Consider the following 12,429-nt stretch of genomic DNA (forward strand, 5'->3'; position numbering starts at 1 on the left):
GTCACGAGACCGCCGCGGCTCTTCTGCGCGGGAGGTTCACGGCCCCCAGCGCCACCGCGGCGATGATGATCACACCCTGTACGGCCGGCTCCAGCGCCCCCGAGATGCCGTACAGGTTGAGCAGGGTGAACAGCGCCTCCAGGGTGAAGGCGCCCGCCATGGCGGCGACCACGGAGCCGCGGCCGCCCCCGAGGGCCACGCCACCGAGCACGACAGCGGTGATGGCCTGGAACTCCAGGCCCTGGCCGACCTGCGCGGACACCCCGGCGAAGCCGCCGAGCAGGATCGCGGCGACCGCCGCGGACAGCCCGGAGATCATGAACGCCACCGTCCGCACGCGGGCGACGCGGACGCCGGACAGAGCCGCGGCCCGGTCGTTGTCGCCGGCCGCGATCAGCGTGTGGCCGAAACCCGCGCGCATCGCCCAGATCGCGGCCGCCGCCACCGCGACGAGGATGAGGACCGACCAGGGCACCGGGCCCAGGCTCCCCCGCCCCAGCTCGCGGAACTCCGGGGACAGGGCGCCCCGGGGCGCGCCGCCCGTCCAGAGGAAGACCGCCCCGGACAGGATCAGCAGCATGCCGAGTGTCGTGATGAACGAAGGGACCCGGAGCAGGGTGGTGACGATCCCGTTGACCAGCCCGGTGAGCGGCCCGATGACGATCAGCAGGGCCAGCACGGGCCAGGTCGCCTCCGCCGAGCCGTCGATGAGCCGGGCGGCGATCACCACCTCGGCGGTGACGAGCGAGCCGACCGACAGGTCGAACTCGCCGGACACGATGACGAAATACTGCCCCGCCGCGAGGATCACCAGCGGCGCGGCCCGTTTGACGAAGGCGAGGAAGGCGGGCGGCTCCAGGAAGTACGGGTTGACGACCGCGATGGCGACCAGCAGCCCGGCCAGCACCACGAAGATCGGCAGCGCGCGTCTCATGCGGTCCGCCTCCTGCGGGCGTAGATCGCCAGGGCGGCCACCAGGACCACACCCCGTACGACGTCCTTGGCGAAGGAGTCGACCTCCAGCTGGTTGAAGATGCTGTCGAGGACGGCCAGGAGCAGGACTCCGCCGACGGTCCCGGCGACCCCGCCGCGGCCGCCGGCCAGAGCCGTCCCGCCGAGCACGACCGCGGCGATCGACTCCAGGTCGTACCCGCCGTCGGTTCCCACCGTCGGCGCGCCGGCCCCGAGGCGGGAGGCGAGCAGCAGCCCGGCGATCCCGGCGCAGACCGAGCAGAGCACGTGGGCGGCGACCACGACCCGACCGGTGCGGATACCCGACAGGCGTGCGACCTCGGCGTCCCCGCCCACGGCGTAGATCCGGTATCCCAGCCGCGTCCGGCTGAGCATGAGCCACGCGGACGCCGCCACCGCGGCCCACAGCAGCGCCGACACCGGCAGCGGCCCGATGCGGTCGTACCCGAGATGCTGGAAGGACTCGGGCACGCTGCCCGCGGGCCCGTCGTACCGCTCGTCGAGCAACCCTCTCAGGATCAGCGCGACCCCGAGCGTGGCGATGAAGGCGTGCACCCGGAGCCTGGTGACGATCAGGCCGTTCACCAGCCCGGCCGTCGCGCTGACCGCCAGCACCGCGGCGACCGCGGCCGGCACGCCGCCGTCGGCGCCCGCCATGATCTCGGCCGCGACCAGCGAGGTCAGGCTGATCAGATAGGCCACCGAGAGATCCAGGCTCCCGGCCAGGATCACCAGGGTCTGACCGACCGCGACGATGCCGAGGGCCGCCGAACGCTGCTGGATGCCGACGATGTTCTCCTGGCTGAGGAACTGCCCGCCGTCCAGGGCGAACAGCAGCCAGCCCACCACGACGAGCAGGGCGAGCGCCACGTAGACGGCACGCGCGGGCCGGTCGGCCGACAGCCGGCGGAGGAACGAGCCCCCGACCGCGACGCGCCGGAGCTTCAGCTGCTGGGTCATGACGCGGCCGCCAGGTGCATCACGGCCTCCTCGGTGGAGCCGGCGGGCAGTTCCCCCGCGATGCGGCCGTCCCGCAGCACCACGATGCGATCGCTCATGCCGATGAGCTCGGGGAGCTCGGAGGAGATCATCAAGACGGCCACGCCGTCGCCTGCGAGTTCGCGCATCAGCTCGTGGATGGCGGCCTTGGCGCCGACGTCGACACCGCGGGTGGGCTCGTCGAACAGCAGGACGCGCGGCGCGACCGTCATCCACTTGGCCAGCACGACCTTCTGCTGGTTGCCGCCGGACAGCAGCCGGACCTCCTGGGTGGGCCTGGGCGGGTTGAGCCGCACCCGCTCGAGCAGCCGCTCGATCCCGGGCCGGCGCATTCCGGCGGCCCGGGCGACGAGCAGGGCGTTGTCGCGCACCCGCTGGTTCAGCAGGAGTCCTTCGGCCTTGCGGTCCTCGGTGACCAGGCCGATCCCTGCGGCGATGCCCTCGCGGACCGAGCGGGGACGGCAGGGCGTCATCTCGCCTCCGGTGAACGGCTCGGCGCCGAACAGCGCCTTGGCCAGCTCGGTGCGGCCCGAGCCCTGCAGCCCGGCCACCCCGACGATCTCCCCCGCGCGCAGGTCGAGGTCGATGCCGTGCAGCCGGGCGTTGCCGCCGCCGCGCACGCTCAGCATCACCTCCCCGGGCGGTGCCGCCGCCCGGGGCGGGTAGTAGAAGTCGAGATCCCGGCCGACCATCAGGCGGACCAGGGCCGCCGTGTCCAGGCTCGACGCCTCCGCGGTGGCGACCCGGGCGCCGTCCTTGAGCACGGTGATCCGGTCGGCGAGATCGAAGATCTCGCGGAGCCGGTGCGAGATGTACAGGACCGCGATGCCACGCCCGGTGAGCCGCCGCACCAGCGCGTAGAGCAGCTCGACCTCGTGGTCGGCCAGAGCGGCGGTCGGCTCGTCCATCACCACGATCCGGGCGTTCAGCGACAACGCCTTGGCGATCTCGACGACCTGTTGCTGCGCCACCGAGAGCCGCCGGACGAGATCGCGCGGCCCGAACACCTCCTCGCCGAGTGACTCCAGCAGCTCGCCGGTCGCGGACTCCATCGCGGCCCGGTCGACCAGCCCCCGCCGGACGGGTTCCCGGCCGAGGAAGACGTTCTCGGCCACCGTCCGCTCCGGCAGCAGGGTGAGCTCCTGATGGATGATCGCCACCCCGGCCCGCTGCGCCTCGATCGGGTGCCCGAACGCCACGCTCCGGCCGTCGATCTCGATGGTCCCCTCGTCCGGGGTGTGCACGCCGGCCAGGATCTTCATCAGCGTCGACTTGCCCGCGCCGTTCTCCCCCACCACCGCGTGGACCTCACCGGCGGCCGCCTCCAGATCGACTCCGCCGAGGACCCGCACGCCCAGGAAGCTCTTGCCGATACCGGTCATCCTCAGCACGCGGCCCACCTGTCGGGGCGTACGGCCGCGCCGGCCATGCCGGGAGCGGCAGGCGGCATCGCAGCCGGGGGACCGGCCGGGACACGTCTGCGCGCCGTCCGGGATGACCAGTCATGCACGGGATCTCCTTGCGGGGGGGTGGGAGTCGTGCTGCGCCCGATGTCTCGTTCACCGAACCGGTCGCCGGCGAGGACGCCACGGCCGCCGGGCCGACGCAGCCGGAACGGTCTCGACTGTGCCGGAGCGACGGACACCAGGCCTGACCTGCGACAATCTGTCGAATCGATTCGGAACGACGATAGGTCTGCGCCTCATGCCTGTCAAGCATGCTTATCAGCGATCCATTGGATGTCTGTTCACACACAATGGGTATGGCGTCGCCGCCTATATCGAGAATTACCATTTCAGCGCGACATCGATGATGCAGTGCCCTCCTCACTCGATGCCAGCCGAGCGAGAATCAGTAGTACCTTTCGACTGCTCAGCCGGAGATAGGTCTGAAACTTTCACGTTCCGCGCTCACCGTGGCCCGCTTCGGGCGGTGAGTGGACCAACCCGGGCACCCTGAGCTTGTCCGCCGATGCTTGACACATGCCGTTGACATCCCTCGCCGACGAGACCTAGGCTGCCAGCGAATCGATTCGATAGTCCCATAACCGGGATCGCGGGCCGGCCGCCCCGCCGACTCGATCCCCTCGACGCGTACGGCACCTGAACCAGGCGGGCGGAGTGAGCGATCACCGTGCTGGGATCACCGTTCGGTGGGATCACCGCCGTGCCGGGGTGTGCCGTGCGGCAGCGTCTCGCACGCCCGCGGCGGCAGTCGGGCACCCTCCCGGGAGACGGCCGCCGGTGGACGGCGTCACTCCCCACCCCCCTCTGTCCAAGGAGTCATGAGTGGACGCGAAAGGCAGAAAGCGGCGAACAGGCCGCCGCGGGATCGCGGCCCTGTTCGCCGTCGGCGCGCTCGTCGCCGGATCCCTCTTCACGACGGCGGCGCCGGCCCAGGCCGCGGACGAGTCGATCACGGTCGACTTCTCCGTCGCCGGCGGCTCTCCGACGTACCGGGCCTCCGGATGGATCTACGGCATGACGGAGGACGGCGCCAATCCCCCGGACCACTTCTTCACCGATGTCAGGTTCCGGTACATGCGGGCCGGCGGCGCCCAGCTCGACAGCCCGGGCGGCTGGGTGTCGGGCAAGTACGACCGCAGGTGGAACGCCACCCGCGCGCAGCTGCTGCGCACCCGGTCGCTGGGCGGTGAGTTCGTCCTGCTGGTGCACGACCTGTGGGGCGCCGACGGTTACCCGATCTCCCGCTTCCCCGGCGACAACGGCAACTGGACCGACTACGACGCCTTCCTCACCCGCCTGATCGCCGACGTACGGGCCACCGGCGTCCCGGTCCAGTGGGACCTGTGGAACGAGCCCAACATCACCCTGTTCTGGAACCGTCCCATCTCGCAGTACTTCGAGATGTGGAAGCGCGCCTACCAGCGCATCCGCGCCGCGTTCCCGTCCCACCTGATCGTCGGCCCCAGCTGCGCCTGCGTGCCGTCCTCCGGCGGCTTCTGGACCCAGTACCTCGACTACGTGAAGGCCAACAACGTCGTCCCCGACATCGTCAGCTGGCACTCCCTGCCCGGCGACCCGGTGGCCAACGTCGCGACCGCCGACACCACCCTCGGCTCCCGGGGCATCCCCCACCCCCGCCCGTACCAGATCAACGAGTACGGGGCGTCGAACGAGCAGAACCCCGGGGACGGGTCCTGGTACATCGCCCGGCTGGAGCGGGCCGGCGCGGACGGCCTGCGGGCCAACTGGGCCGGCGGCGGCAACCTGCACAACGACCTGGGCAACCTGCTCGTCCGCAACTCCTCCGGGCAGTACCAGCCCAAGGGCGAGTGGTGGGTCTACCGCTTCTACGGCTCGCAGACCGGCCAGATCGTCTCTGTCACGCCCAGCACCTCCTACGACGCGTTCGCGACGAAGGTGAGCGGGGAGGCGAAGGTCCTGGTCGGCGGGGGCCGCACGACGGGCGACATCGCGGTCGGCCTGCAGCGGCTGGACGCCACCAGCGGCATCGTGCAGAACAATCAGGTCCGGGTGGTGGCCGAGCGCATCCCGTACAACGGCGGGGGCGCCGTCTCCGGTCCGGTGACCGTGCAGAACACGGTGGTGACGTTGTCGGGCAACGGCACGACGGTGCATCTGCCGCATACCAACGCCGACGAGACCTTCACGATCACGCTGCTGCCCCCCGGCACTCCGGGGCCGTCACCGTCCGCGAGTCCCACGGGCGGCACGGGCGGCACGAGCGCGCTGAAGGGCGTGGGGTCGGGCAGGTGCCTGGACGTGAACGGCGCGTCGCAGGCCAACGGCGCGACGGCGCAGATCTGGGACTGCAACGGGCAGGCCAACCAGCAGTGGACCACGACCAGTGCCGGTGAGCTGCGCGTCTACGGCAACAAGTGCCTGGACGTGAACGGCGGCGGCACGGCCGACGGCACCGCGGTCATCATCTGGGACTGCAACGGCCAGAACAACCAGAAGTGGCGGCTCAACTCCGACGGCACCATCACCGCGGTCGGCGCCAACAAGTGCCTGGACGTGTCGAACTACGGCACGGCCAACGGCAGCAAGGTCCACATCTGGACCTGCCACGGCGGCACCAACCAGCAGTGGACCCGCGTCTGACCCGATGAACCCCCCTCGCCGGGCGGCCGGCCCCGCGCCCGGCGAGGGCCCTCGACAGCCGGTCACCTCCCGCGTGTCAGCGCCCAGCCCTCCGTCACGCCATCAGTCCCCGCGGACCGGCGAGCGTGAGCCGGTGTTCGTGGGCGGCGGCGAGGATGAGGTAGGCGCTGGCGGTCCAGGTGTAGGCGCGGTCGCGCAGGCCCGCACCGCTGCGGGCGTCGAAGTTCTCCGCGAACCCGGACTTCTCGCACAGGGCACGGAAGCGAGCGCTGATCTCGTCGGCCAGGTCCGGGTAGCCGGCGCGGCGCAGGCCGTCCTCGATGAGGACCGTTGAGGGCGCCCAGATCGGGCCGCGCCAGTAGCCGTCGTCCCGGTAGTCGGGTGAGCCGGGCAGCTCGGTGGCCAGCCCGAACTCGGTCAGGTGGGTCTCGATGCGGGCCGCCAGCGACGCCCGGACGGGCTCTGGCAGCTCCTCCCCCAAGACGATCGGCATCAGGTCGAGCAGGCTCGAACTGGACCACGTGCACCCGGTGTGGGCGCTGCGCGCCACGAACCGGTCGCCGTCCCACAGCTCGGCCAGCAGCGCCTCGCGCATGCGACCGGCTTCGCGGCTCCAGGCGGCGGCCGCGTCCATGAGTCCGAGCTCGGCGGCCAGGCGGGCGAGCTCCCGCATCTGCAGCACGAGGAAGGCCGCCAGGTCCGCGGTCTCGACGACGCGCTCCGGGTCGAAGGTGGTGGCGTTGTCCCAGCCGCTGTCGTTGCCGTGCTGGTAGTGGGCGAACTCGTGACCGGGAACGCGCCGCCGGGTCAGCCAGAAGGAGGTCCACCGCTCCAGCAGCCGGTACACCTCGGCGGCCTCGCCGTCCTGCAGCGGGCGCAGCCGCGCCAGGGCCCAGCCGTGGATGGGCGGCTTGACGAAGTTGTACAGGACCTCCGAGTGCGTGACCGAGTCGGGCAGCGCGCCGGCGGCGTCCTGGTGGTCGAACACCAGCCGGAACTGGTCCCGGGCGAGCTCCGGCAGCCCATCGGCGAGGGCGATGGCGTTGAAGCAGTGGTCCCAGCTCCAGACCTTGTCCATCCAGTGCTTGGACATCAGCACCGCGGGGCGGGTGACGAACCCGGCCGGACGGACCGTGGCCGACCACAGGACGTAGGCGGCCAGCTCCGCGCCAGGCGTCCGGTCGCTGCGCCAGGGCGTCACCGCGTCCCGGAACGATTCGAAGCCGGCCCGCGCGGCCGTGAGCACCTGCTCGAAGCCGCTCTCGCTCCGGTAGGGGGCCCGGGCGGTCTCGTACTCTTCGACGGCGATCTCCCACGGCTCGTCGCCGGGGAGTGCGATGCCGCGCACGGCGGCGCCGAGCGCCTGCTCGCCCCAGGACTCGGCATGCCCGGCGAGAAGGGTGACGCGGTAACGGCGGCCGGTCTGGTACACGGTGAAGACCCACGAGCCGTCGCCGGGATCGGCGTAGAAGTACGGACCGCTGAACGGTGTCAGGACCGAATCGGCCGCCACCAGCCGCAGCCCCAGGCCCTCACCCCGCATCCGTACGGTGTCGGGGGTCTCGTAGGCGAGGTCGATCCGCCGGTCGTCGCAGGTCCAGGTGAGCTCGTGCGGGGTCGCGGACAGGATCGTCTCGGCGCGGGCTCCGGCGGCGGTGGGGATCAACCGCAGGATCGGATGCATGCCGGTCTGGTGCGACACCAGATGGACGTCGGGGGCATAGGTGTTCTCCGCGATCACCGGGGAGAAGCCGAACCACGATCCGCGGAAGCTGAACGGGATCTCCCGGGGGGAGAAAACCGGGCCTGCGGCGACGGTCATGAAAGAAGAGTCCCTTCTGGCTAGTGCTTAACCGCGCCCGAGGTGACGCCCGCGGCGACGTAACGCTGGGCGATGACGAGCAGCACGGCGGCGGGGATGGAGGCGATCACGGCGGTGGCCATGATGGCGTTCCACTGCTGGTTGTTGTTGCCGATGTAGTGGTAGATGCCGAGCGTGATCGGCTGGTGGGCGCCGCCCTGGTCGAGGGTGGAGGCGAAGACGAAGTCCGACCACGCCCACAGGAACGCGAACAGCGACACCGTGATGACCGAGTTGCGGCTGACCGGCAGGACCACCGACCAGAAGGTGCGCAGGGCACCGGCTCCGTCGACCCGGGCCGCCTGCAGCAACTCCTCGGGGATGCCGGACATGAACGCCGTGAAGATCAGCACCGCGAACGGCACCGCCAGTGTCGAGTCCGCCACGATCAGCCCGGGGATCGTGTTGAGCACGCCCACGTTGAGGAAGACGGCGTAGAACCCCATCGCCATGATGATCCCCGGGATCATCTGCGCGATCAGCAGCAGGAAGCTCAGCAGCCCGCCGCCTCTCGGGTGCAGCTTCCCCAGCGCGTAGCCGGCCGGCGTCGCGACCAGCAGGGTGAGGGCGACCGTGCCCAGCCCCACGATCACGCTGACCCCCAGGTAGGGCAGCTGCTGGTCGAGCACCGACCGGTAGCCGTCCAGCGTGCCGTCCAGGGGGAGCAGGGAGGGCGGGCTCCTGCGCATGTCCTGTTCGCGGGTGAAGGACACGTTGACCATCCAGTAGACCGGGAAGAGCATCACGCCGGTCAGCACCAGCCCGGCCGCGGTCCTCCACCGGCTGCGCGTGACCCTCATGACGCCCTCCCGCCCGGCCGCTCGTGTGCGGGGCGCGCGCCGTGCCCGCCCGTCCGCCCGTTCACGCGAGGGCCTGCCGTCGCTGTACGCGGATGTAGATCAGCCCGAAGACCAGGGCCGCCACGATCAGCAGGTTGCCGACCGCCGCCCCGCGGCCGAACTCCGGCAGCAGGTTGCCGAACCCCAGCCGGTACGACCAGGTGGCGAACGTCGTGGAGGACTCGCTCGGCCCGCCCCTGGTCATGATCCAGATGATGTCGAACACCTTCAGCGTGTAGACCAGCCCGAGCAGCAGCGTGATCGCCGAGACCGGCCGCAGCAGCGGGAACGTCACGTACCGGAACCGCCGCCAGCCGGTCGCGCCGTCCAGCTCGGCCGCCTCGTAGACGGCGGGATCGATCGCCTGGAGGCCCGAGTAGAGAACGACCAGGTTGAAGGGGATGCCGATCCAGACGTTGGCGATGATCACCGACCACAGCGACCAGTCCGGCGAGGTCAGCCAGTGGACGGGCTCGACACCGAAGACGGCCAGCGCCGCGTTGACGACGCCGGACTCGCTGTCGAGCATCCACGACCACGTCGAGGACGACACGATGAGCGGCAGCAGCCACGGCACCAGGAACAGGGCCCGCAACGTGGCCGACAGCGGGAAGTTCTTGGCGAAGAACACGGCCAGGGCGAGCCCGATGGCGAACTGGAGGACCAGCGACGCCAGCGTGAACACCACCGTGTGCCACAACGCGGGACCGAACGTCGGGTCGCCGAGGACCTCGGCGTAGTTGGCCACTCCGGTGAAGGGCGCGTTGCCCCGGACGAACGAGCGCACGGTGTAGTCGCGCAGGCTCAGCTCGACGTTGCGGTACAGCGGATAGGCGTAGAACACCAGCAGGTAGACGACGACGGGGGCCAGGAAGGCCCAGGCCGCCCACTGACCGGCCGCGGTACGGCGGAGCGACGCCCGCCGGTCGCCGGGGCGCGGCCGGGCCGGAGCCGGTCTCCGCCCCTCTGCCGGCGGCGGCGCGACCGATGCGTGTGTCGCGTGGTCCATGCTGTCCCCTCGTCCGGCGGACGTCCGGCGCCGGATCCGGCATCCGGGACGCCGTCGCCCCCGGACCCCTCCCCCGCCGCACGCGCCGCTGCTACTGTGTGGCGCTCGCGGCCGCGGCCTGCGCGTCGGCCATCGCCTGCTGCGGGCTCTTCGACCCGCTCAGCGCCGCCTGCACCCCGCCCCACATCGGCTCGGAGATCTTCGGATACTTGGTGCCGAGATCGTCGCTGGTGCGCCCCTTGGCGGCCTTTACCGCCTCCACCCAGACCGCCAGGTCGGGGTTCTCGGCCACCTGCTTGGCCTGCACCTGCTCCGTCGGCGCGACGTACGACAGGGCGGTGGTCGTGGTCAGGGAGTTGTCCGTGCCGGTCAGGCAGGTCACCAGCTTCCGTGAGGTGGCGTAGCGCCCGGTGTCCTGCTGCACGGGGATGCCGACGAACTCGCCGCCGGTCGGCGCGGGAGCCGTCCCGCCGTCCTTGGCGGGGATCGGGATGATGCCGTAGGCGAAGCCGGCCTTCTCGGCGGCGGCCAGCTGCCAGGTCCCGTTCTCCGCGAAGGCGAAGTCCCCGGAGGCGAACTCCTGCCAGCTCGTGGTCTGCGTGTTGTTGATGACCGAGTTGGGGGCGTACCCCTTCTTCAGCCAGTCGGTCCACAACGCGACCGCCGAGACGCCCTCGGGCGAGTCGAGCGTGGTGAGCCGCGCGCCGGACCCCCAGAACCAGGGCAGGAACTGGAAGCTGCCCTCCTCGGTGCCGATCGCCGAGAACGTGATGCCCTTCTTGCCGGCCGCCTTGACCTTCTCCAGCGCGGCGGTGAGCGAGGCCCAGTCCCGCACCGAGGCGATGTCCACCCCGGCCTTCTTGAGCACGTCCTCGTTGTAGTAGAGGGCCAGCGTGTTGGCCCCGATCGGCACGCCGTACGTCTTGCCGCCGATCTGCCCCGCCGCGAGCAGATTCGGCGCGACGGCCGAGGTGTCGAGCCTGTTCTCCTCCGTCGTCGTCAGCACCCCCGCCTCGGCCAGCGTGGAGACCACGGGATTGTCGACGACGAGCACGTCCGGCGCGTTGCCCTGCTGCGCGGCCAGCAGCGTCTTGTTCGTCAGGTCGGTGGTGTCGTAGGCGGTGCGCTCGACCGTGACCCCCGCCTGGGCGCCGCACGTCTCCAGCAGTTTCACCCACTCGGAGCCCTTGTCGTGCTGCGGGTACGGGTCCCAAATCGTGTAGGTCCCGCCGCTGGCCGCCCGGCCCGCCCCCGTCGTGGCCTCACCGCCGGACGACCCGCCGGACGACGAGGAGCACGCGACGAGACCGCCCGCGGCCGCCAGCGCCACCAGACCCAGACCGGCCGCCCGCCGGCCCGTTGCCGCTGATCCCATGATCTGACCTCCGCTGCGTTCCGCGGCTGGTAGTACTATCGAATCGGTTCGCATGAAGATAGGCCCGCTCATCGCGTACGTCAATGGGGTCCTGCGGATACAGCCGGGTTCGTCGGCTCTATCGATTCGACCTACGATGGTGGGGCCGGGGACGAGCGGTTGAGGAGCGGGATGAACATCGGGGAGATCGCCAGGCGATCGGGCGTGTCGCGCAGCACCGTCTCCTACGCTCTGAGCGGCAAGCGCCCGGTGTCGGAGACCACCCGGCGGCGCATCCAGGCGGTCATCGACGAGCTGGGCTACCGTCCCAACGCCACCGCGAGGGCGCTCAAGGAGGGCAGGACCCGCACGATCGGCCTGGTCATCCCCCCGGCCAGCCAGCGCCTCACCGAGATGCAGCTCGGCTTCGTCGCCAGCGTCGTGGACGCCGCCGCGCGCGCCGACCTCGACGTCCTGCTGTCGCCCTCGGGGGGCGAGCACGATCGCTCATTCGAGCGGGTGGTCGGCGGCAGGCGCGTCGACGGCGTGATCCTCATGGAGATCCGGATGGAGGACGACCGGGTCACCCGCCTGCGGCAGACCGGCCTGCCGTTCGTCGGCATCGGCCGCACCAGCCGTCCCGACGAGATGTCCTGGGTGGACATCGACTACGAGACGCTGATCTCCCAATGTGTGCACCATCTGGCCGACCTGGGCCATCGTCGCATCGCCCTGGTCAACCGCTCCACCGAGCTGATGGCCGCCGGATACGGCCCGGCCCATCGGGCTCAGGCCGGTTTCAGCCAGGCTGTGGCGGAACGCGGCCTGGAGGGCGTGCAGACGTGCTGCGCCGACGACGCCCGCGCCGGCGTGTCCTGCGTGGGGCGGCTTCTCGCCGACCACCCCGATCTCACGGCCATCGCGACCATCAACGAGACCGCCATGCCCGGCATGTACCGCGCGATCGAGCGCGCGGGCCTGACCGTGCCGCGCGACTTCTCCATCGCCGGCGTCGCGGGCCGGCACTGGGCCGAGAACCTGCATCCGCCGCTCACCGCCGCCGACGTGCCCGCCGACGAGCTCGGCGCCCAGGCCGTCGACCTGCTCATCCGGCAGATCTCCGACCCCGCCGCGCCGCATCGCGGCGCCCTCGTCGCCCCGCCCATCTCCCTGCGCGGGACGACCGGGCCCGCACGCCCGCGCTGACCGGGGATCGACGAGGTGACGCCCGGCGCCGCGCCGATCGGGGCGGTGCCGGGCGTCATGTCGCACCGTGTTGTCACACCGTCATGTCACACCTGTCATGC

9 protein-coding genes are annotated in these 12,429 nt (G+C 71.2%); 2 read left to right on the forward strand and 7 right to left on the reverse strand.

Going from position 1 to position 12,429, the window contains the following annotated elements:
• Position 1 precedes the first annotated feature (1 nt).
• From HHX30_RS27545 to HHX30_RS27555, 3 genes are read right to left on the reverse strand one after another with little or no spacing between them, the layout of a single operon-like run.
• Complete coding sequence (locus HHX30_RS27545) at positions 2 to 934, reverse strand: ABC transporter permease (RefSeq protein ID WP_169985047.1); 933 nt, start codon at positions 932 to 934, stop codon at positions 2 to 4.
• Positions 931 to 1,932, reverse strand: a complete 1,002-nt coding sequence (locus HHX30_RS27550) for an ABC transporter permease (protein WP_169985049.1) — start codon at positions 1,930 to 1,932, stop codon at positions 931 to 933. Before HHX30_RS27550 ends, HHX30_RS27545 begins: the two co-directional genes overlap by 4 nt.
• On the reverse strand, positions 1,929 to 3,353 hold the full coding sequence (locus HHX30_RS27555) for a sugar ABC transporter ATP-binding protein (protein WP_211592627.1): 1,425 nt from the start codon (positions 3,351 to 3,353) through the stop codon (positions 1,929 to 1,931). Before HHX30_RS27555 ends, HHX30_RS27550 begins: the two co-directional genes overlap by 4 nt.
• A gap of 906 nt (positions 3,354 to 4,259) precedes the next feature.
• Between HHX30_RS27555 and HHX30_RS27560 the strand changes: the two genes are divergently transcribed.
• Complete coding sequence (locus tag HHX30_RS27560) at positions 4,260 to 6,059, forward strand: RICIN domain-containing protein (RefSeq protein WP_169985052.1); 1,800 nt, start codon at positions 4,260 to 4,262, stop codon at positions 6,057 to 6,059.
• Positions 6,060 to 6,153: 94 nt separating this feature from the next.
• Here the strand turns inward: HHX30_RS27560 and HHX30_RS27565 are convergent, their stop codons facing one another.
• The 4 genes from HHX30_RS27565 to HHX30_RS27580 all read right to left on the reverse strand — a co-directional run bounded on the left by HHX30_RS27565 (position 6,154) and on the right by HHX30_RS27580 (position 11,143).
• Positions 6,154 to 7,881 (reverse strand): amylo-alpha-1,6-glucosidase, encoded by a 1,728-nt coding sequence (locus HHX30_RS27565; protein WP_169985054.1) that lies wholly within the window; start codon positions 7,879 to 7,881, stop codon positions 6,154 to 6,156.
• Positions 7,882 to 7,901: 20 nt separating this feature from the next.
• A complete protein-coding gene (locus tag HHX30_RS27570; RefSeq protein ID WP_169985056.1) occupies positions 7,902 to 8,720 on the reverse strand; it encodes a carbohydrate ABC transporter permease in 819 nt (272 codons plus the stop codon).
• 61 nt (positions 8,721 to 8,781) lie between these two features.
• Positions 8,782 to 9,768, reverse strand: a complete 987-nt coding sequence (locus tag HHX30_RS27575) for a carbohydrate ABC transporter permease (protein WP_169985058.1) — start codon at positions 9,766 to 9,768, stop codon at positions 8,782 to 8,784.
• Between the two features lie 91 nt (positions 9,769 to 9,859).
• Positions 9,860 to 11,143, reverse strand: coding sequence for an extracellular solute-binding protein (locus HHX30_RS27580; RefSeq protein WP_169985060.1), 1,284 nt, complete (start codon positions 11,141 to 11,143; stop codon positions 9,860 to 9,862).
• A gap of 171 nt (positions 11,144 to 11,314) precedes the next feature.
• On the opposite strand from HHX30_RS27580, the gene HHX30_RS27585 reads away from it, so the two are divergent.
• Positions 11,315 to 12,328: a LacI family DNA-binding transcriptional regulator gene (locus HHX30_RS27585; protein ID WP_169985062.1), complete on the forward strand. Its 1,014-nt coding sequence runs from the start codon at positions 11,315 to 11,317 to the stop codon at positions 12,326 to 12,328.
• Positions 12,329 to 12,429: the final 101 nt, after the last annotated feature.

The organism is Microbispora sp. H10836 (assembly GCF_012999525.1).
Lineage (GTDB): Bacteria > Actinomycetota > Actinomycetes > Streptosporangiales > Streptosporangiaceae > Microbispora.